Annotated in this window: 22 protein-coding genes; 16 read left to right on the top strand and 6 right to left on the bottom strand. The window is 66.4% G+C overall.

Annotation, left to right across the window (positions count from 1 at the left end):
* Positions 1 to 4: 4 nt before the first annotated feature.
* From motD to H162_RS31170, 4 genes are all read left to right on the top strand, one after another.
* Positions 5 to 730 (top strand): flagellar motor protein MotD, encoded by a 726-nt coding sequence (motD, locus tag H162_RS0117440; RefSeq protein ID WP_020654776.1) that lies wholly within the window; start codon positions 5 to 7, stop codon positions 728 to 730.
* Positions 731 to 891: 161 nt separating this feature from the next.
* Positions 892 to 1,428, top strand: coding sequence for an REP-associated tyrosine transposase (locus H162_RS0117445; protein ID WP_020654777.1), 537 nt, complete (start codon positions 892 to 894; stop codon positions 1,426 to 1,428).
* Between the two features lie 205 nt (positions 1,429 to 1,633).
* On the top strand, positions 1,634 to 2,125 hold the full coding sequence (locus H162_RS0117450; RefSeq protein WP_156885669.1) for a hypothetical protein: 492 nt from the start codon (positions 1,634 to 1,636) through the stop codon (positions 2,123 to 2,125).
* Between the two features lie 191 nt (positions 2,126 to 2,316).
* Positions 2,317 to 3,477, top strand: coding sequence for a patatin-like phospholipase family protein (locus tag H162_RS31170; protein WP_020654779.1), 1,161 nt, complete (start codon positions 2,317 to 2,319; stop codon positions 3,475 to 3,477).
* Positions 3,478 to 3,526: 49 nt separating this feature from the next.
* Here the strand turns inward: H162_RS31170 and H162_RS0117460 are convergent, their stop codons facing one another.
* Both H162_RS0117460 and H162_RS0117465 read right to left on the bottom strand, forming a co-directional pair.
* The gene (locus H162_RS0117460) at positions 3,527 to 4,612 is read right to left on the bottom strand and encodes a M35 family metalloendopeptidase (RefSeq protein WP_026354781.1); all 1,086 of its coding nucleotides are present in this window, start codon (positions 4,610 to 4,612) and stop codon (positions 3,527 to 3,529) included.
* 327 nt (positions 4,613 to 4,939) lie between these two features.
* Positions 4,940 to 6,001: a M35 family metalloendopeptidase gene (locus H162_RS0117465; RefSeq protein WP_020654781.1), complete on the bottom strand. Its 1,062-nt coding sequence runs from the start codon at positions 5,999 to 6,001 to the stop codon at positions 4,940 to 4,942.
* A gap of 294 nt (positions 6,002 to 6,295) precedes the next feature.
* On the opposite strand from H162_RS0117465, the gene H162_RS31175 reads away from it, so the two are divergent.
* The 3 genes from H162_RS31175 to H162_RS0117480 all read left to right on the top strand — a co-directional run bounded on the left by H162_RS31175 (position 6,296) and on the right by H162_RS0117480 (position 9,617).
* Positions 6,296 to 8,410, top strand: a complete 2,115-nt coding sequence (locus H162_RS31175; protein WP_020654782.1) for a putative bifunctional diguanylate cyclase/phosphodiesterase — start codon at positions 6,296 to 6,298, stop codon at positions 8,408 to 8,410.
* A 39-nt stretch (positions 8,411 to 8,449) separates the two neighbouring features.
* Complete coding sequence (locus tag H162_RS31180) at positions 8,450 to 9,013, top strand: diguanylate cyclase (protein WP_020654783.1); 564 nt, start codon at positions 8,450 to 8,452, stop codon at positions 9,011 to 9,013.
* Between the two features lie 154 nt (positions 9,014 to 9,167).
* The gene (locus tag H162_RS0117480; protein ID WP_020654784.1) at positions 9,168 to 9,617 is read left to right on the top strand and encodes a hypothetical protein; all 450 of its coding nucleotides are present in this window, start codon (positions 9,168 to 9,170) and stop codon (positions 9,615 to 9,617) included.
* Positions 9,618 to 9,663: 46 nt separating this feature from the next.
* Here the strand turns inward: H162_RS0117480 and infA are convergent, their stop codons facing one another.
* Positions 9,664 to 9,927, bottom strand: a complete 264-nt coding sequence (gene infA, locus H162_RS0117485) for a translation initiation factor IF-1 (RefSeq protein ID WP_020654785.1) — start codon at positions 9,925 to 9,927, stop codon at positions 9,664 to 9,666.
* Positions 9,928 to 10,040: 113 nt separating this feature from the next.
* Between infA and H162_RS34135 the strand changes: the two genes are divergently transcribed.
* Positions 10,041 to 10,310, top strand: a complete 270-nt coding sequence (locus tag H162_RS34135; RefSeq protein ID WP_156885670.1) for a hypothetical protein — start codon at positions 10,041 to 10,043, stop codon at positions 10,308 to 10,310.
* Positions 10,311 to 10,382: 72 nt separating this feature from the next.
* On the opposite strand, the gene H162_RS0117490 is transcribed toward H162_RS34135, so the two are convergent.
* From H162_RS0117490 to flgA, 3 genes are all read right to left on the bottom strand, one after another.
* Positions 10,383 to 10,853, bottom strand: coding sequence for a flagella synthesis protein FlgN (locus H162_RS0117490; protein WP_020654786.1), 471 nt, complete (start codon positions 10,851 to 10,853; stop codon positions 10,383 to 10,385).
* 3 nt (positions 10,854 to 10,856) lie between these two features.
* Positions 10,857 to 11,168, bottom strand: coding sequence for a flagellar biosynthesis anti-sigma factor FlgM (gene flgM / locus H162_RS0117495; protein WP_020654787.1), 312 nt, complete (start codon positions 11,166 to 11,168; stop codon positions 10,857 to 10,859).
* A gap of 107 nt (positions 11,169 to 11,275) precedes the next feature.
* Positions 11,276 to 11,971: a flagellar basal body P-ring formation chaperone FlgA gene (gene flgA / locus H162_RS0117500; RefSeq protein WP_020654788.1), complete on the bottom strand. Its 696-nt coding sequence runs from the start codon at positions 11,969 to 11,971 to the stop codon at positions 11,276 to 11,278.
* Between the two features lie 159 nt (positions 11,972 to 12,130).
* Here flgA and flgB point away from each other — a divergent pair, with 159 nt between their 5' ends.
* The 8 genes from flgB to H162_RS0117540 all read left to right on the top strand — a co-directional run bounded on the left by flgB (position 12,131) and on the right by H162_RS0117540 (position 18,750).
* Entirely contained in the window at positions 12,131 to 12,550 is a 420-nt protein-coding gene (gene flgB, locus H162_RS0117505; protein ID WP_020654789.1) for a flagellar basal body rod protein FlgB, read from the top strand.
* Positions 12,551 to 12,552: 2 nt separating this feature from the next.
* A complete protein-coding gene (gene flgC, locus H162_RS0117510) occupies positions 12,553 to 12,954 on the top strand; it encodes a flagellar basal body rod protein FlgC (RefSeq protein ID WP_020654790.1) in 402 nt (133 codons plus the stop codon).
* Positions 12,955 to 12,970: 16 nt separating this feature from the next.
* A complete protein-coding gene (locus tag H162_RS0117515) occupies positions 12,971 to 13,687 on the top strand; it encodes a flagellar hook assembly protein FlgD (RefSeq protein ID WP_020654791.1) in 717 nt (238 codons plus the stop codon).
* 36 nt (positions 13,688 to 13,723) lie between these two features.
* Entirely contained in the window at positions 13,724 to 15,259 is a 1,536-nt protein-coding gene (locus tag H162_RS0117520; RefSeq protein WP_026354782.1) for a flagellar hook protein FlgE, read from the top strand.
* A 133-nt stretch (positions 15,260 to 15,392) separates the two neighbouring features.
* Entirely contained in the window at positions 15,393 to 16,133 is a 741-nt protein-coding gene (flgF, locus tag H162_RS0117525) for a flagellar basal-body rod protein FlgF (RefSeq protein ID WP_020654793.1), read from the top strand.
* A 64-nt stretch (positions 16,134 to 16,197) separates the two neighbouring features.
* Positions 16,198 to 16,980: a flagellar basal-body rod protein FlgG gene (gene flgG / locus H162_RS0117530; protein ID WP_020654794.1), complete on the top strand. Its 783-nt coding sequence runs from the start codon at positions 16,198 to 16,200 to the stop codon at positions 16,978 to 16,980.
* Positions 16,977 to 17,627 (top strand): flagellar basal body L-ring protein FlgH, encoded by a 651-nt coding sequence (locus H162_RS0117535; RefSeq protein ID WP_026354783.1) that lies wholly within the window; start codon positions 16,977 to 16,979, stop codon positions 17,625 to 17,627. The genes flgG and H162_RS0117535 overlap by 4 nt, the downstream gene beginning before the upstream one ends.
* Positions 17,628 to 17,643: 16 nt before the next feature.
* On the top strand, positions 17,644 to 18,750 hold the full coding sequence (locus tag H162_RS0117540) for a flagellar basal body P-ring protein FlgI (RefSeq protein ID WP_020654796.1): 1,107 nt from the start codon (positions 17,644 to 17,646) through the stop codon (positions 18,748 to 18,750).
* Positions 18,751 to 18,753: the final 3 nt, after the last annotated feature.

The raw sequence follows: 18,753 nt of genomic DNA on the forward strand, positions 1-18,753 counted from the left end.
CGCCATGGCGCGCAAACCCTACGACGACTCCCCGAGCGAGCACCACGAGCGCTGGCTGATCTCGTACGCCGACTTCATCACGCTGCTGTTCGCCTTCTTCGTCGTGATGTACGCGATCTCGATCGTCAACGAAGGCAAGTACAAGGTGCTGTCCGACGCGCTGGGCGACGCCTTCGGCGGACGCGGCGCGGCCACCCAGGTCAACAGCCAGGTCGAGCCGGTGCTGCCGCTGTCGCACCTCGTCAACCGCAAGCGCAACGAAGCCGCGCGCCGCGAGCGCGAGCGCATGGCGGTGCTGGCGCGCGATTTGTCGGCGACCCTGCTGCCCCTGGTGAAGTCGGGGCAGGTGCGGGTGACGCAGAACGCACGCGGGGTGGGCGTCGAGATCAATGCCAGCGTGCTGTTCGACCAGGGCCAGGCGGCGCTGCACAGCGACGCGCGCGAAGTGCTGCAATCGGTCGCCGGCCTGCTGAAGGACGACACCCACCGCATCGAGGTGGAAGGGCATACCGACAACCTGCCGATCGGCAGCCGGCAGTATCCGTCGAACTGGGAACTGTCGGCCGCGCGCGCCAGCAGCGTGGTGCGCCTGTTCATCGACAGCGGCGTGGCGGAGCCGCGCCTGTCGGCGATCGGCTTCGCCGCGACGCGCCCGGTCGCACCCAACACCGACCCCGCAGGGCAGACGCGCAACCGGCGCGTGGCCGTGATGATCCTGGCGGCGCCGTAGGGTGGGCGAGTTCCTCGCCCACGCGTTCAACCCGTGCCGGCATGGCCCGGAATGCCCTTGGGTTGACGCGCACGATGGTTGAACGCGTGGGCGGGAGGACCCGCCCACCCTACATTGATATGCCTCATCGGCCACCATCACCGCCCCGATACGATGGCGGCATGTCCCATTTCCGCCGCCCCCGGTTCGGCTCCACATTCTTTTTCACGGTCGTTGCCTATCGTCGCCGGCCCATCCTGTGCGACGCCGCGGTTCGCCTGGCCCTGCGCGATGCGTTCGTACGCACGCGCATCCGTCTCCCCTTCATCGTCGACGCCCTAGCGCTGATGCCCGACCACCTGCACTGCATCTGGACACTGCCCGACGGCGATGTCGATTACTCCTCCCGCTGGTCGCAAATCAAGCATCGGGTCTCGTATGCGTGCCGGGACTTGTACGGGAACAGGATGGTCACAACCGCGCAGCGCCGAAGACGGGAGTCCCCGATCTGGCAGCGCCGCTTCTGGGATCACGCCATCCGTAATGAGGAGGACATGGAGCGGCATGTCGATTACATTCATTACAACCCGGTCAAGCATGGATTGGCCGACAACGCTGGGACGTGGCCGTATTCGACCTTCTGGCGTTATGTTCAAGCTGGCGCTTATTCGAAGGACTGGGGTGGGACGGATTTTGCGCGCGAAATGAGCTTCGAATGAAAGTAGCGTGGGCGGCTTTGCCGCCCACGCGTTGATAGCTGGAGGCGAGATCCATCGAGGTCAGTATAGGAGACGGTAACGATCGCCGCGTGGGCGGAAATCAGTCCACTGGACTGATTTCCCCTGCCCACCCTACAACCGGAACTGTTCGTGGTAGGCTGTGTATTGCAATACTTTTACGCGGCCGGGCGCCGAGGGAGTGCACATGCATGTCAAACGAAGCATGCCGGCCTTGCTGCTGGCCCTGGCAGGACTGGTCGGTGCGGTGGGCGCCGTGGAGGCGGACGTGAACGTGCGCCACCGGCTCGAGGTGGAGACCAGCAACGGCAAGGTGCTGGTGCGCGTCACCATCGAAAACCATGGCGAGCAGACGATCTGGGTGCCGCGCGAAGTGGCCGCCGAGGACGAACTGACCGGCCGCCGCTTCGACCTGCGCGAGGCCAGGGGCGGCAAGGCGGTGGACTATGTCGGGCCGATGGTCAAGCGCGGGCCGTACACGGCCGCCGACTACCTGGCGGTGGAACCGCACACCATGCACCTGAACACCATCGACATCACCCGCGCCTATGCGTTCAAGCAGGGGCGGCACGGGTATGAAGTCCGCTATGCCGGACCGTGGCTGCTCGACGTCGGCAAGCTCGATGAGCAGAAGCAGAGCCCGTCGGAGCCGGTGCGGTTTTCCTTCAACCGGCCTTAGCCCAGGTTCTCACGCTGGTCCCGCGACCGGCGTTCTCGCCCGCATGCATGCGGCGTAAGGAGTGGGCCCTCGGGACGTTTTCCAGTTATCTTCGTGCGAAGGCGGCAACGCTGAATCGATTCATGTGTACTTTTCGTCGTGGCGCGCCACTAACATGGCGCTCCGACTATGGGTATGACGGAGCCGATGACATGACCGACATCGCAGGATTTCCCAAAGGCGCGCATATCCAGCGCATCGCGCTTGTCCTCCAGGGCGGCGGGGCGCTCGGCGCCTACCAGGCCGGCGTCTACCAGGCGCTGCACGAGAAGGGCTTTGCTCCCGACTGGGTCGCAGGGACGTCGATCGGTGCGATCAATGCCGCCATCATCGCCGGCAATGCCTTCGAGCAGCGCCTGGCGCGCCTGCGCGGCTTCTGGGACACCGTCGCGCGCGACGATCCCTGGAATCGTCCCGGTTTGCCCAAGGCGGTGCGCCAGGCCTGCGATGCGGGCGGCGTCGCCACCACCATTCTTTGCGGGCTGCCGGGCATGTTCGTCCCGCGCCTGCAGACTCCATGGCAAAGCTTCCTGCCGGGCGTCCCGGAACATCCCAGCTACTACGACACGGCGCCGCTGCACGACACCTTGTTGCGGCTGGTGGACTTCGACTACCTGAACCGGCATGAAGTGCGGCTGAGCCTTGGGGCCGTCCATGTGAAGACCGCCAGGGTGCGCTACTTCGACAGCCTGTTCCAGCACATCGGCCCGGAGCACATCATGGCAAGCGGCGCGCTCCCGCCCAGCTTCCCGGCGGTACCGGTGGACGGTGAACTGTACTGGGATGGCGGCATCGTCTCCAACACACCGCTCGAAGTGGTGCTGGACGATGTGCCGCGCGTGAACACCCTGTGTTTCATGGTCGACCTGTTCAGCCCGATCGGTCCGGAACCGGCTTCCATTGCCGACGTGTATGCGCGGCACAAGGATATTTCGTATGCAAACCGGTCCGAGCGCGGCATTCGCGACTACGAGGAGAAGCACAACCTGCGGCGCGCGGTGCGTGCTCTGTACAAGGCCTTGCCGGAAGCGCAAAGACATGATCCGGAACTCAGGCGGCTGGCCGCACTGGGATGCCACACGACCATGGAAATCGTCCATCTCAGCTACGGCGGCAAACCGTGGGAAACCGCCACCCGCGACGCCGACTTTTCATCGCTGGCCATCGGCGAGCGCTGGGGGCAGGGCTATGCGGATGGGTTGCGGGTGATCGAGCGCGCCGCCTGGCTGGAACCCGTGCCCGAGCATGCCGGCGTGGTGGTGTATGGCGCGCACGACGAGCCGGTGGAGCGCGCACGCCGCGGGAAGCCGTGACCGCCAGCGGCGGTCACGACGTGTCGGCGCTGCGGCCGACGATCAGGGCTTACTGCAGCGCCGGCGTGTTCTCGCCGAAGTACTCGTGCGAATCGGCGTTCTCGACCGCCAGCGCCGGATTGGTGATCGCCAGGTTGGCCGCCGCCGCCTGCCCGTACGCGTGGTCGTCGGTCCCCGCCACCACATTGAAGTGGCTCATCTCGTGCAGCAGGGTCCCGCCCTTCGAGTCGGTGCCCGTCAGCGGCGCCGACCAGAACGCCTTGCAGACATAGATCGTGTACGGCTGGGTCGGATACACATAGGCGTAATAGGTCTTCTTGCAGCCGCAATCCACCGTCACCGGCTTGTTCGCAAACGCATCCTTGATGGCCGCGAAGTTCGCCTTGACCCGGTTGACGCGCGCGCTGTCGGTGGCGCCGAACCACTTGGTGTAGCGCGGTCCGGGCGCGCCGCTGCTCATGTAGGCGTCGCTGTTGGTGGCCATGTTCAGGCCGGCCGACAGCGCCTGCGTGATCGTGGTCTGCTGGGTGGTCGTGCACTTGCTGAACGACAGGCTGCCGGCCGAGGGCGAGGGATTCGCCGCATCCCGCTTCATGGCCTCCAGGTCGAGCACGGCCTGCGGGGTGGCGCCGCGCGGCAGGCGGCCGTCGACCCAGACGGTGGCGGCTTCGGACGCCATCTCGCTCATGTCCTTGCCATGGCCGTTCCAGAACAGGTCGGGCGAGGCCGTCTTGTAGCTGATCTGGTAGTCGCCGGTGACGCTCATGTCGTACAGCGCCGAGAGCTCGACTTTCACGGTATGCGAGGCGCCCGGCTTGAGCAGGAAGTAATCGGACTGTTTCGGCGCGCCGCGCTTGACCAGGGCGCCGAGGTAGGGCACCGGCTCGCCGTCGCGCTTCACGTCGAACAGCGGCGCGTCCACGCCCTCGAACGGGGTGCGCCACTTGAGCAGGTACTGCGGCGAGTCCGAGGTATTCGTCACCGTGACGCTGACCACCACGTCGTCCTCCTGGCCAAGCGCATGCTTCTCGGGGACCACGCTCACTGCGATGCCCTTGGGCGCGGCCGAGGCCCCGCATGCCATCGCGAGCGCCGCCGCGCCCAATGCCGTCTTCCAGAGTCCGTTCAAGCTCATGTCTTTTCTCCGTATGAAAGTTTTATGCGGCCGTGCTGCAGCCTTATCGAGCCCCGCCCTCACTCTCGTGAAATGACGGCAAGGAAACTCGTTGACGATATTTACGGATTCGTACGGATGTGACAATCACTTTTCTACCTGGCGACACAATTTTTGCAAAATGCCAACGAACCCAAGCCCGGCGCAATCGTGCGCTGGCATATCGCTGCCAGGCGTGCTAGTAGGGTGGGCGGATTTCCGCCCACGCGGTGATAGTTGAAAGCGAGATCATCGAGCCCGATATCGGAACCCTTGGCGAGCACCGCGTGGACGGCATAGCCGTCCACCCTACTGCAGCGGAGGCGTATTCTCGCCGAAATACTCGTACGAATCGGCATTGTCGACCGCGCGCGCCGGCGCGGTGCGCGCCAGTTCCGCCGCGCCGGACTGGCCGTAGACATGGTCGTCGGTCCCGGCCACCACGTCGAAATGGCTGAGCTCATGCACCAGGGTGCCGCCGCGCGAATCGGTTCCCGTCAGCGGCGCCCCCCAGAACGCCTTGCACACGTAGACCGTGTAGGGCTGGGCCGGATAGACATAGGCGTAGTAGGGCGCATTGCAGCCGCAATCGATCCTCAAAGGCCTGGTCTCGAAGGCGTCCTTGATCGCCGTGAAGCTGGCGCCCACCTGCGCGCTGCGCTGCCCATCCTGCGCGCCGCGCTGCCCATCCTGGGCGCCGAACCAGGTCAGGTAGCGCGCCCCATAGGGCTGGCGGGTCGCCAGGTAGGCATGGCTGTCGGCGGCCATCGCCCGCCCGGCGTCGACGGCCGCGGCCAACTGTTCCTGCTGGGCGTTGGAGCACTTGCTGAAGGCCAGGCCGGGACTGGCGGCGGTGGCGGCCGCGGGCGCGCTCTTGCTGCCGCGCGGCAGCCGCCCCTCGACCCAGATGCTGACCGGCGCCGAGGTCAGTTCGCCGGCCACCGCCTGCATGGCCGCCGGCCCCTGCGGCGCGGCGGGGCTGTGGTAACGTACCGTGTAGGCCCCGGTCACGTTCATCTCGTACAGCGCCGACAGCTCGACGGTCTGGGTGACCGAGGCGTTCGGCGCGAGGCGCAGGTAGTCGGCGGCCGTGGGCGGCGCGCGCTTGACCTGGATGCCCAGGTAGCGCACCGGCGCGCCGTCGCGCCGGACTTCGAACAGCGGCGCCTCGACGCCGCCCTGCGGCGTGCGCCAGCGCAGCACGTGCTGGGCGACGCTCGAGGTATTGGTGAGCGTGACCCTCACCTGCACGTCGTCGCCGCGGCCGACCGCAGGGCGCAGCGGCGCCAGGTCGACCGTGACGGCAGCGCAGGCGGCCTGCGCGAAGCCAAGGACAAGGACTGCGGAAGTGGCGCGGCGGTACGATGTCATGATGCCTCCCTGAAAGGTTCACGACTCACTCTGGCCCGCCCGCGACGATAAAGTATTGCGCCAGTTCAACGGTTTGCAGCGTCGGGCGTGATGATCATGCTGGCGATAAGGCGGATAAACAACAGTTGTTGAATGATCACTAGATTGGATTGTGATCCATTTGCTATGATGCAACGATCCTATCCATTCAGCCATGGCCAGGCCCTTGCGGGTGCGGGCTTCTCTCCGATGACATCCCAAACGATAGCCGGACCCCTCCACCATCCGCTGCTGCCCGAGCGCGCGGAGGCCGGCATGAAAAAGCTGCTGGGAACGGTCGACATGATCGCGCGCGGGATCGGCCTGGCTGACGGCGAAGCGGAGGCGCGCCAGGCCTTCCTCGAGCAGGTCATCGACGGCATGCCGGCCGGGCTGGTGGTGGTCGACGCCGACTGCCGGGTGCGCTCGATGAACCGCATGATGGCGGACCTGCTGGGCGCGCCGGATAGCGCGATCGCGGCCGGCCTCCCGCTCGCCGGGCTGATTCCCTCTCCGGGGCTGGGCGAACGCGTGGCCGAGGCGCTGCGCTCGGGCGCGCCGCAGGACAACGTGCTGGTCACGCTGGACGGGCGCGCCGACGGCGTGCGCCACGTCGAATTCAACATCCGCCGCGCCGGGCCGGCGGGCGGGCAGCAGCTGCTGCTCCTGATCGGGCAGGACGTCACCTTCCGCCGCAAGGCGCGCCTGCGCCTGCAGGAGAGCGAGGAATTCTTCCGCCTGACCTTCAACCAGGTCGCGGTCGGGATCGTGCTGATCGCCGCCGACGGGCGCCTGCTGCGGGTGAACAACAAGATGGCGCAGATCCTCGGCTACAGCGAAGTCGAGCTGCTGCAGCGCTTCTTCCAGCAGCTGACCTGCGAGGACGACCTGCCCGACGAACTGGCCCTGATCAAGCGCCTGAAGGCGGGCGAGATCAACGACTACCAGCGCGAGAAGCGCCTGCTGCGGCGCGACGGCAGCCCGGTATGGGTGAACGTCAGCGTCTCGATGATGCGCGACGCGAACGGCAACCGGCGCTTCATTTCGGTGGTGAAGGACATTTCGCGCCGCAAGCAGGCCGAGGAAGCGCTGGTGCGCCTGGCCAGCCACGACGCCCTGACCGGCCTGCCCAACCGCGTGCTGCTGCGGGACCGGCTGGCGCAGGCGATCGTGCATGCGCACCGCTCCAGCACCGAGGTGGCGGTGATGTTCATCGACCTGGACCGCTTCAAGCACGTCAACGACAGCCTCGGACACGAGGCCGGCGACCAGATGATCATCGAGATCGCGCGCCGCCTCGCCGCCAGCCTGCGCGAGAGCGACACGGTGGCGCGCCAGGGCGGCGACGAGTTCGTGGTCGTGCTGCCGGAACTGAACGGGGCGGACGACGCGGCGACCGTGGCCCGGAAGCTGCTGGACAACCTGTTCCAGCCGCTGGTGCTGTGCGGCCAGGAAGTCTTCCCGGCCGCCTCGATCGGCATCGCCATGTACCCGCACGACGGCGCCGACAGCGCGACCCTGCTCAAGAGCGCCGACAACGCAATGTACCGCGCCAAGGGCAAGGGCGGCAACCACTACTGCTTCTACGTGCCCGACATGGGCGCCCAGGCCTACGAGCACCTGCGCATGGAAGGCGCGCTGCAGCGCGCGCTGCAGCGCGACGAGTTCCTGCTGCATTACCAGCCGGTGGTGGACATCGGCAGCGGCGCGGTGAGCGGCGTCGAGGCGCTGCTGCGCTGGCAGCCGCATGGCAAGCCGATGGTGCCGCCGTCCGACTTCATCCCGCTGGCCGAGGAAACCGGCCTGATCGTGCCGATCGGCGAATGGGTGCTGGCCACCGCGATGGCGCAGCAGGTCATCTGGCGCCGCCAGGGCCTGCCGCCGGTGCGCATCAGCGTGAACCTGTCGGCGCGCCAGTTCCTGGGCCAGGACGTGGCCCAGCAGGTGGCGGAGCTGCTGGCCCGCACCGGCTGCGATCCGACTTACCTGACCCTGGAAATCACCGAGAGCGTGCTGATGGAAAACCCGGCGGCGGCCACCGAGACCATGGCGCGCCTGGCCGCGATGGGCGTGCAGCTGGCGATCGACGATTTCGGCACCGGCTACTCGAGCCTGGCCAGCCTGAAGCGCTTCCCGATCCACAGCCTGAAGATCGACCGCTCCTTCGTCAGCGACCTGACCCGGGATGCGGACGACGCGGCGATCGTCAACGCCGTGATCGCGCTGGCGCACTCGATGAAGCTGAACGTGATCGCGGAAGGGGTGGAGACCTCGGAACAGCTGGCTTTCCTGTCGGCGCGCGGCTGCGACCAGATGCAGGGCTACTGTTTCAGCCGCCCGGTCGAGCCGCAGGGCATCGAGGCATTGCTGCGCGCCGCGAAGGCGGCGTAGGATAGGGCCAGACGTGAATCCAGGCACAGGGACCCCATCATGATCCAGACCGACCTCCAGCTCCAGCAGGACCTGGACCCCCTGTCGAATCGCGACAGCCTGACGGGCATCGCGAGCCGCCACCTGTTCGACGCCATCTACCAGGCCGAATGGGCCAGGGCGTGCGCGCAGGGCGAGCCGCTGTCGCTGATCTTCATCGACGTCGATTACTTCAAGCAATACAACAACTACTACGGCCATGTGCAGGGCGACCAGTGCCTGCAGCGCATCGCCGCCACGTTCGCGCAGGCGGCCGAGCGTCCGCGCGACCTGTGCGCGCGCTTCGGCGGCGAGGTGTTCGCGCTGGTGCTGCCGGCGACCGACGCGCAGGCGGCCGGCGATATCGCCAGGCGCTGCCGCCAGCTGCTGGCGTGCGAGCAGCTGCCGCATGCCCGCTCCGACCTCGGCGGCGTGATCACGGCCAGCATGGGCGTGGGCACCATCCTTCCCGGCGCGGACGACAGCCTGGGGCGCTTCCTCGACCTGGTCGACCGCCGGCTCTACCGGGCCAAGGCGGAAGGGCGCGACCGGATCTTCGACGGCGCCGCCCCGGCCCGGGCTTGAAGCGCACCCTGACGGCGGTCTTGGCCCGGGATGGCGCCAGGCCGGGCCTGTGGACGGCGCGTCACACCATCCGTGGGGGATTCGCCGGCGGGACCGCTGCGCGGCCCATGGCGGCTCCTATAATCGCCGGACGATAACTCGACGGGGACCGGCCATGACTGCCACACGCCTTGCAACGACCGCTGCTTTTGTCCTGGTTCTTTCGCTGCTGGGGGCCGCCGCCTGGGCCGCCGATCCGGAAGAGCATTTCCTGCTGACGCCGGCGCTGGTGCAGAAGCTCAAGGCGGCCGGGCCCGACATCAAGAAGCTGGAAAAGCTGCGCGAGCAGGAGGGGAAGGAGGACGAGACCGACGGCGATGTCTCGGTCGACGAGTTCGCGCGCGCGATCGAGGCCGAGCCGCGGGCGAAGGCGGTGCTGGCCAAACACGGGATCGGAGTGAAGGAATTCGCGCTGAGCACCTATGCCATGGTGCATGCGGGGATGTTCGTGGCGCTGGAAGCCTCGATGGACAAGCAGAAGGCGGCCGAGATGATGGGGACGTTTACCAGGGAGCAGCGGGCGAATATTGCCTTGCTGCGCAAGATGGGACCGGCGGCGCATTGAACAACCGGGCGCCGGGGTGCCAGGCGGCGCCGCCCGGGCCGGCCTGTCAGCGACGTCCGCGATAAGCCGGCTTGGCCGGGCCGCCGCGCTTTTCGATGAAGCGGAAGGTGATGCGCCCCTTGCTGAGGTCATAGGGCGACAGTTCCAGGCTGACCTGGTCGCCTGCAAGGATGCGGATGTGATTCTTGCGCATCTTGCCGGACGTATAGGCGATCAGCTTGTGGCCATTTTCGCAATCGATGCGGAAGCGCGAATCCGGCAGGATCTCGGTAACGACGCCGTTCATTTCAATCAGTTCTTCTTTTGCCATGTATGGACTCCGGTGGTGTGAGGTCGGGCAGGGAGGCGCCCGGGATACGCAGCGGCATGTCCGGCAGGAAGGCCCGGTGGTGCGGCGGCGCGAAAAGGGTGAGATGGCGGCGCATGGACGGCGTGCGCTGCAAAGGCGAGCATGTTCTGCTCGTGGAGGAAAAAAAAGCCCGCATGCTGCGGGCTTCGTTTCAATGTGATGCCAATGCGCTGATCGCTGTTCCAGCCCATGCTATCTGCAAGGTGCGGAACGCCGGACGCTCACGCTATCTGCGTAATGCTCCGTCTGTAACCAATGAATATGGAATGACAGCCCCGGAATCGCGTACCGTGATGACGGGGAAGGAAAGAACCAAAGGCGCATTTCCTAAGAACGAAGTGTAGCACGCTTTTTTGTGCGGCGCACAAAAACAAATGGCGTATGTGCGCTTGTTGTCGACTTATTAGCGGGAAGCCTCAGCCCACCACGAAGCGCTTCGACGGTCCGCCGCCCAGCGTCTGCCCGGTCGCGCCGTAGATGGCGCCGGTCTGGGCGCCGGTCGGGGTGCGCAGGGCGTTGAGGACGCCCTGGTTGTGCGCCAGTTGCTTGTTGATCAGCATGCCGTTGACGCGGTTCAGTTCTTTCGCTTCGCGCGTCAGGTCCAGCAGGGCTTCCCACTGCGCACGCAGTGCCGGAGTGCCGGCCACGGCCAGCCACGGTTCCATGCCCGCTTCCGAGCCTTCGCATCCCGCCGCCGCCAGCGCCGCATGGCGCCCCTTCGACAGGGCCACCAGCTCCTGCAGCAGCGCGTTCTTCTTTGGTGTCAGCTCGGCCAGCCCGTCGGCATTAATTGCCACCAATAACTGCTGTTCCTCTTTCATCAACTCCACGAGGGAGGCGAGGTGCTGGTGTTCGGTGGGAAGCGTCTGGTGCGGGCTGGTCGTCATGGGTTAGCGTTTGCGTGAATGCAGCAAGTCGCGCACGGTCTCGAGCAGGCCGTCCGCGACTTTCTCGGAATTGACTTGGAATTGGCCATCGGCGATGGCCGCCTTGATGCGTTCGACTTTCTTGCTGTCGAACACCTGGTTGTTGCCGCCCACCGCATTGGCCATCGCCTGGCCCTGCGAGGACAGGCGTACGCTGTCGGTCTGCGCCGCAGTCGGCGCAGCGGTCGTGGCCTTGTCGGCGGCGCGCGTGTTGTTGGCCGGCGTCGTGGTCGGCTGAAGGCCTGGATTGCCCTTGAGAGTATCGTTGATTTTCACAGCATCATCCTTCTCTGTTCGGAGCGGAAACTCCGGGATCTGCCTGGATTAACGGCACGAACCCCGCAAACTTTAGCGCAGAAAAGGGCTTTCGGCATTTCATTTATTTACAGCACGACCTCGACCTGGCCGCCCGCCCTGGCGGTGCCGCTGACCACCGTCCCGGACTGCGTGCGCACCTGCACCACCTGGCCTTCGCCGGCGGTGCCGATCGCCTTCGCCTCGGCCGACACGGAGAAATTGGCGCCGCGCGACACCAGCCGCACGGCCTGGCCCTGCTGGACCACCGGTTTCGATTTCAGGGTGTCGAGGCGCAGGGCCATGCCTGCCGGCAGCGACACGGTCGGCGTGCGGCCAAGCGCCTGCGCCATGTCGGTAATGATGCCGTTCGGCATGGCCGCGATGTCGCCTTTCATCAGGACCAGCTGCGCCTGTTCGATCGGCTGGCCCTGGGCCAGCGGCACGGCGGCCGCGACATAGTCGGCGACCACGCTCACCTGGGCCTGGATATACACGGTCCACGCCGTCGGCGCCGTGCAGCGCACGCCCACCGTGGTTTTCCCCCACGCCCGCGCGCCCGGCTGCTGGAAGGCTTCCGGCGCCGGGCAGGCGGCCAGGCTCATGCGCTGGTCGATGGCGCCGACCTTGATGCTCACCTGGCCGGGCAGGCCCGCGCTCTGGGTCTGCAGGTATTGCTCGACCACGCCCTTCAGGGCGCCCGGGCTCTGGCGCTGCGAAGGAGCCTGCTGCGCCTGTGCGCAGGCAAAGGGCAGGGCGAGGAACAGCAGGACGGCAGGTTTCATGACAAGCTCGTGGGAACCGGAATACTGCCATCTTAGAAGAAGGGTTTCCGTAGCGAAACTATGAATAACCGGGTTTTGCCCGTCCTGCTCCTTCGATTGGGTGGAGACGGAGGTCCGTATGATCGATGCTGTCCCAACAAGAATCTGCCTGGAGGCGGCATGATCGGCAAACTCGACAGCTATATGCGCTTTAACGAAACGGTGTTGTCCCTGCGCTCGCAGCGCCAGGAACTGCTGGCGTCGAACATCGCCAACGCCGACACCCCGAACTACAAGGCGCGCGACATCGACTTTTCCAGCGCCCTGCAGGGCGCGCTGGCGCGCGGCGGCCAGGCCGGCGGCGCGCTTGCCGCCACCAGCCAGGGCCACATCGCGCGCGGCGCGCCGGCCGGCGACACGCTGCCGGATGGCACCCCGGTGCTGTACCGCGGCGTGGTGCAGGGCAGCGTCGACGGCAACACGGTCGACATGGACGTCGAGCGCAACCAGTTCGCCGACAACGCGCTGCGCTACGAAGCCGGGATCACGATGATCAACAGCCAGATCAAGGGCCTGCTGGCGGCCATCCAGGGCCAGTAATCATGTCGCTCTTTAATATCTTCAATGTCTCGGGCTCGGCCATGAGCGCCCAGGCCCAGCGCCTGAATACCACGGCCAGCAACCTCGCCAACGCCGACAGCGCCACCAGTTCCACCGGCGAAGCCTACCGCGCCAAGGCGGTCGTGTTCGAAGCGGTGCCGAGCGCCTCCGGCGCCACCGGCGTGCGGGTGCGCGAAGTGGTCGAGGATCCGTCCCCGCAGAAGCAGGTCTACGAACCGAACCACCCGCTGGCCGACGACAAGGGCTATGTGACGATGCCGAACGTGAACGTGGTCGACGAGATGGTGAACATGCTGTCGGCCTCGCGTTCCTACCAGACCAACGTCGAGACCATGAACGCGGCCAAGACCATGCTGCTCAAGACCCTGACCATCGGCCAATAATCAAGAATAAGTCCTCATGTCCACCACCATCAACAGCGCCAACACCCGTTCGTCCATCGATAACATCATGGACAGCATGAACCCGAAGCCGACGGCTCCGGCCGACAGCGTCCAGGCCGATACCGACAAGTTCATGAAACTCCTGGTCACCCAGCTGAAGAATCAGGATCCGCTGAATCCGCTCGACAACGCCCAGGTGACCAGCCAGCTGGCCCAGCTGTCGACCGTGACCGGGGTGAACAAGCTGAATACCACGCTGGAATCGCTGAAGGGGAGTTACCAGACCGCGGAATCGATGCAGGCGGCCAACCTGATCGAAAAGACCGTGCTGGTCGAAGGCGATACCACCTACCTGACGGATGGCGCGGCGGTTTTCGGCCTGGAACTGGGGACCCCGGCCGACAAGGTCAAGATCATCATCACCGATCCGGCCACCGGCAAGGACGTGGCGACGATCGACATGGGCGCGCAGGAAGCGGGCATCCTGCCGATCGGCTGGGACGGCGCGCCCGACCCGGCGGACCCGAACGCGCCCTCGACGCAGGTGATCCTGCCGAACGGCCAGTACACCTTCCGGGCCGAGGTCACCCGCGGCGGCGAAAAGCTCACCGACTTCAAGACACTGTCCTTCGACAGCGTGGGCAGCATCACGATCGACCCCAAGACCGGCGTCAAGCTGAACCTGGCCAACAAGGGCACGGTGACGATGTCCGACATCAAGCAAATCCTGTAAGCAAGCCGCTTACCCACCTCGTATCAGGAGAAATATATGTCATTTCAACAAGGACTGAGCGGCTTGAACGGCGCAGCGAAATCGCTGGATGTCATCGGTAACAACATCGCCAACGCGAGCACGGTCGGCTTCAAGGGCTCGACCGCCCAGTTCGCCGACGTGTACGCCAAGTCGCTCAACGGCGCGGGCGGCAATTCGCCCGGCATCGGCACCAAGGTGGCGGCCATCGCCCAGCAGTTTGTCCAGGGGAACGTCGAAGCGTCGAACAACCCGCTCGACATCGCCATCAACGGCGCCGGCTTCTTCCGCGTCGAGGCGGCGGGCGTGGTGCAGTACTCGCGCAACGGCCAGTTCTCGGTCGACAAGGATGGCTACATCATCAACGCACAGAGCGCCAAGCTGACCGGCTATGGCGTGAATGCGAATGGCCAGATCGTGGCGGGCTCCCCGGGGCCCTTGAAGATCGACACCTCCGACCTCGCGCCCAAGGCGAGCAAGAACATCAAGTTCGAGATCCAGCTCGATTCGCGCAGCACGGTGCCGCCGAATACGCCCTTCGATCCGAACGACTCGGATACCTACAACTACCAGAGCCCGCTGACCGTGTACGACACGCTCGGCAACTCCCATGCGGTGTCGGCCTACTATGTCAAGACCGGCCCGGGCCAGTGGGACGTGTACGCCACCAGCGATACCGGCGAGATCACCAAGCAGAAGGTGGCGGCCGCCGCCACCGGCACCGGCGCCCCCTTCGCCGCGGTGAACGCCGCGCGCACCGCCTGGGAAGCCGCGACCAAGGTGGTGCCGCCGGTGCAGGCCGACATCACCGCCGCCCTGGCTGCCTATGCCACCGCCGCCTCGGCCATGGTGACGGCAGCGGCCGGCGCCGCCGGCGGCACGGCCGCCAACCAGACCGAGATCGCCGCCGCCGCCGCCGCCGCCGCCGCGATCCCGGGCGCCACCCCGGGCGAGGTCGACGCCGCGATGGCCGGCGCGATCAAGGTGCCGCCGGTCGCGATCGGCAAGCTGGCGTTCGACACCAATGGCTCGCTCAACAAGACCCTGACCGGCACCGCCGGCAAGTTCGACGTCACCCTGCCGCTGTTCCCGTCGACCGGCGCCGAGCTGACCCTGCCGGTAACGATCGACTTCAACGGTTCCACCCAGTACGGCACGACGACCAACGAGAAGACGACCAAGGCCGACGGCTTCAAGGCCGGCGTCCTGCAGCGCTTCACGACCGGCGGCGACGGCGTGATCCTGGGACAGTACGACAACGGCGAAACCAGGCCGCTGGGCCAGGTCGTGCTGGCCAACTTCACCAACCCGAACGGCCTCGAGCCGCTGGGCAACAACGCCTGGGCCGAAACCTCCGACTCGGGCGGGCCGATGATCGGCACCCCGGACTCGGGCGGCCTCGGCGTGCTGAACGCGGGGGCGACCGAAGCCTCGAGCGTCGACCTGACCGCCGAGCTGGTCAACATGATCACGGCGCAGCGGGTCTACCAGGCCAATGCGCAGACCATCAAGACCCAGGACTCGGTGCTGCAGACGCTGGTGAACCTGCGCTGATGCCGGCGTGAGTTGAGCGCGTGGGCGGGAAACCCGCCCACCCTACGGCGCATGCCACATGTAGGGTGGGCAGCTTTGCTGCCCACGCGTCCAAGCAAGCTTCGCGTCACTGCAACACAACAAGGAACAACGAATGGACCGCCTGATCTACACCGCCGCCTCCGGGGCCAAGCACATCCTGGAACAGCAGGCCACGACCGCGAACAACCTGGCGAACGTCGGCACCACGGGCTTCCGCGCCCAGCTCGACATCTTCCGCGCGGCGCCGGTGCAGGGCGAGGGCTTGCCGACGCGCGCCTTCGTGGTCGACTCGACCGCCGGCCACGACTTCTCGTCGGGCCCGCTGCAGGTCACCGGCCGCGACCTCGACGTGGCGATCAAGGGCAAGGGCTGGATCGCGGTCCAGATGGCGGACGGCAGCGAAGCCTACACCCGCAACGGTGCGCTCCAGATGAGCCCGAACGGCCTGCTGCAGACCGCGTCCGGCAACACGATCGCGGGCGAGGGCGGTCCGATCACCATCCCGCCCGACGCCACCGTGACGGTCGGCGGCGACGGCACCATCTCGACCATCTCGACCACCGAGCAGCCGGCCGCGCCGGCCGTGCTCGGCCGCCTGAAGCTGGTCAATCCGCCGGAAGCTGACCTGGTGCGCGGCGACGACGGCCTGTTCCGCCTGAAGGACGGCAGCGCCGCGCCGCTCGATCCGGCGGTGGCGGTGGCCGGCGGCGCCCTGGAAGGCAGCAACGTCAGCGCGGTCGATGCGATGGTCGACATGATCGCCCTGGCGCGCTCCTTCGACACCCAAATGAGCCTGTTGAAGAACGCCGAGAATAACGCTGCGAAAGCTACCCAGATCCTCGCTTTGAATTGAGTGTTGCTCCAGCATAATTCTATGGTGCGTGGCGGGTTCCGTCTGCCGCCAATAGGAGAACACCATGATTCGTTCGCTGTTTATTGCCAAGACCGGCCTGGAAGCGCAGCAGACCAACCTCGACGTCATTTCGAACAACCTCGCCAACGTCAGCACGAATGGTTTCAAGCGTTCGCGCGCCGTGTTCGAGGACCTGCTGTACCAGAACGTGCGCCAGCCCGGCGCCCAGTCCTCGCAACAGACCAACCTGCCGTCGGGCCTGCAGGTCGGCACCGGCGTGCGCACCGTCGCCACCGAACGCATCTTCACCCAGGGTAACCCGCAGGCGACCGGCAACACGCGCGACCTGATGGTCGACGGCGCGGGCTTCTTCCCGGTCCTGCTGCCGGACGGCACCCAGGCCTATACCCGCGACGGTTCGTTCAAGACCGACCAGAACGGCCAGCTGGTCACCTCCAGCGGCTACGTGATCCAGCCCGCCATCACCATTCCGCCGAACGCCGAAGGGATTACCGTCGGCAAGGACGGCGTGGTCTCGGTCAAGCTGCCGGGCGTGGTCGCCACCACCCAGGTCGGCTCCATCCAGCTGGCCACCTTCGTCAACCCGGCCGGCCTGGAGTCGCGCGGCGAGAACCTGTACGTCGAGACCGGCGCCTCGGGCAATCCGAACCTCAACGTGCCGGGCACGAATGGCGCCGGCGACCTGTTGCAGGGCTATGTCGAATCCTCGAACGTCAACGTGGTCGAGGAAATGGTCAACATGATCCAGACCCAGCGCGCCTACGAGATCAACAGCAAGGCGATCACCACCTCCGACCAGATGCTGCAAAAGCTGGCCCAGTTATGAAAACGCTTCTCTTGTCCGTCGCCGCGCTGCTGGTCCTGGCCGGCTGCGCGACCGCGCCCAGCTCGATCGTGCAGGGGCCGACCAGCGCCCGTCCGATGCTGGTCGATGCCGCGCCGCCCAGCGACGGCGCGATCTACAACGCCAATTCCTACCGTCCGATGTTCGAGGACCGGCGCGCGCGCCACATCGGCGACCTCCTGACCATCAACATCAGCGAGCGCACCTCGGCCACCAAGGCCGGCGCCAGCTCGGGCAACAAGTCCGGCAGCGCCAGCCTGGCGGTGCCGGGCATCCTGCAGTCGAAGATCGGCGGCAGCCTGGCGCTCGAATCGGGCACCAAGTTTGCCGACGGCGACAACCAGAGCGCCTCGAACAATTTCACCGGCACCATCGGCGTGACCGTGACCGAAGTGCTGCCCAACGGGAACCTGATCGTGGCCGGCGAAAAGCAGGTCGCGATGAACAAGGGCGTGGAATTCATCCGCTTCTCGGGCATGGTCAGCCCCGACACCATCCAGCCGGGCAATATGGTGTCCTCGACCGTGGTGGCCGATGCGCGCGTCGAATACCGCACCAACAGCCGGATCGACCGCGCCGAGGTGAATTCGATGCTGTCGCGCTTCTTCCTGTCGATGCTGCCGTTCTAAGGTCTTTTTTATTTTTATGCGCAAGTTTTCTTCCCTCCTGCTGCTGTGCGCGGCCTTCCTCGGCGCCGCGCCGCTGGCCCGGGCCGAACGCCTGAAGGACCTGGCGACCATCGCCGGCGTGCGCCAGAACCAGCTGTCCGGCTACGGTATCGTGGTGGGCCTGGACGGCACCGGCGACCAGACCAGCCAGACCCCGTTCACGGTGCAGTCGATCCACGCGATGCTGCAGCAGAAGGGCGTCAACCTGCCGCCCGGCACCCAGCTGCAGCTGAAGAACGTCGCGGCCGTGATGGTCACGGCCTCGCTGCCGGCCTTCGCCCAGCCGGGCCAGACGATCGACATCACGGTGTCGTCGATCGGTAACGCCAAGAGCCTGCGCGGCGGCACCCTCCTGATGACCCCGCTGCACGGCGCCGACGGCCAGGTGTATGCGATGGGCCAGGGCAACCTGGTGGTCGGCGGCGTCGGCGCCCAGGCCGGCGGCGCCGCGGTCCAGGTCAACCACCTGGCGGTGGGCAAGATTTCCGGCGGCGCGACCGTCGAGCGCGCGGTGGCGTCGAACCTGGGCGAGAACAACCAGATCCGCCTGGAGCTGAAGGAAACCGACTTCGCCACCGTCGCGCGCGTGGTCGAGGCGATCAACGACCAGTACGGCGCCGGCGTGGCGACCGCGCTCGACGGCCGCGTGATCCGCGTGCGCACCCCGTCCTCGAGCGACCAGCGGGTGGCCTTCCTCGGCATGCTGGAACAGATGGACGTGAAGCCCACGGTGGCCTCGGCCAAGGTGATCCTGAACGCGCGCACCGGTTCGGTGGTGATGAACCAGGCCGTGATGCTGGACAACTGCGCCATCTCGCACGGCAACCTGTCGATCACGGTCGGTTCCGAACCCCAGGTCAGCCAGCCGGCGCCGGGCTCGCGCGGCGCGACCGTCGTCACCCAGGCCAGTTCGGTCGAGATCAAGAAGGATCCGGGCAAGGTCCTGATGGTCAAGGGCGGCGCTTCGCTGGCCGAGGTGGTCAAGGCCATGAATTCGATCGGCGCCACGCCGCAAGACCTGCTCGCCATCCTGCAGGCCCTGAAGGCCGCCGGCGCGCTGCGCGCCGAACTCGAGATTATTTAAGAA

Source organism: Massilia niastensis DSM 21313 (assembly GCF_000382345.1).
GTDB classification, from domain to species: Bacteria; Pseudomonadota; Gammaproteobacteria; order Burkholderiales; family Burkholderiaceae_D; genus Telluria; species Telluria niastensis.

Coding starts and splice junctions, on each gene's coding strand:
- flgG (WP_020654794.1), top strand. CDS start 16,198: ATGATTCGTTCGCTGTTTATTGCCAAGACCGGCCTGGAAGCGCAGCAG.
- H162_RS31180 (WP_020654783.1), top strand. CDS start 8,450: ATGATCCAGACCGACCTCCAGCTCCAGCAGGACCTGGACCCCCTGTCG.
- H162_RS0117450 (WP_156885669.1), top strand. CDS start 1,634: ATGCATGTCAAACGAAGCATGCCGGCCTTGCTGCTGGCCCTGGCAGGA.
- infA (WP_020654785.1), bottom strand. CDS start 9,927: ATGGCAAAAGAAGAACTGATTGAAATGAACGGCGTCGTTACCGAGATC.
- flgC (WP_020654790.1), top strand. CDS start 12,553: ATGTCGCTCTTTAATATCTTCAATGTCTCGGGCTCGGCCATGAGCGCC.
- H162_RS0117445 (WP_020654777.1), top strand. CDS start 892: ATGTCCCATTTCCGCCGCCCCCGGTTCGGCTCCACATTCTTTTTCACG.
- H162_RS0117480 (WP_020654784.1), top strand. CDS start 9,168: ATGACTGCCACACGCCTTGCAACGACCGCTGCTTTTGTCCTGGTTCTT.
- motD (WP_020654776.1), top strand. CDS start 5: ATGGCGCGCAAACCCTACGACGACTCCCCGAGCGAGCACCACGAGCGC.
- H162_RS0117460 (WP_026354781.1), bottom strand. CDS start 4,612: ATGAGCTTGAACGGACTCTGGAAGACGGCATTGGGCGCGGCGGCGCTC.
- flgF (WP_020654793.1), top strand. CDS start 15,393: ATGGACCGCCTGATCTACACCGCCGCCTCCGGGGCCAAGCACATCCTG.
- H162_RS0117520 (WP_026354782.1), top strand. CDS start 13,724: ATGTCATTTCAACAAGGACTGAGCGGCTTGAACGGCGCAGCGAAATCG.
- flgA (WP_020654788.1), bottom strand. CDS start 11,971: ATGAAACCTGCCGTCCTGCTGTTCCTCGCCCTGCCCTTTGCCTGCGCA.
- H162_RS31170 (WP_020654779.1), top strand. CDS start 2,317: ATGACCGACATCGCAGGATTTCCCAAAGGCGCGCATATCCAGCGCATC.
- flgB (WP_020654789.1), top strand. CDS start 12,131: ATGATCGGCAAACTCGACAGCTATATGCGCTTTAACGAAACGGTGTTG.
- H162_RS0117540 (WP_020654796.1), top strand. CDS start 17,644: ATGCGCAAGTTTTCTTCCCTCCTGCTGCTGTGCGCGGCCTTCCTCGGC.
- H162_RS0117515 (WP_020654791.1), top strand. CDS start 12,971: ATGTCCACCACCATCAACAGCGCCAACACCCGTTCGTCCATCGATAAC.
- H162_RS0117465 (WP_020654781.1), bottom strand. CDS start 6,001: ATGACATCGTACCGCCGCGCCACTTCCGCAGTCCTTGTCCTTGGCTTC.
- H162_RS34135 (WP_156885670.1), top strand. CDS start 10,041: ATGGACGGCGTGCGCTGCAAAGGCGAGCATGTTCTGCTCGTGGAGGAA.
- H162_RS0117535 (WP_026354783.1), top strand. CDS start 16,977: ATGAAAACGCTTCTCTTGTCCGTCGCCGCGCTGCTGGTCCTGGCCGGC.
- H162_RS31175 (WP_020654782.1), top strand. CDS start 6,296: ATGAAAAAGCTGCTGGGAACGGTCGACATGATCGCGCGCGGGATCGGC.
- H162_RS0117490 (WP_020654786.1), bottom strand. CDS start 10,853: ATGACGACCAGCCCGCACCAGACGCTTCCCACCGAACACCAGCACCTC.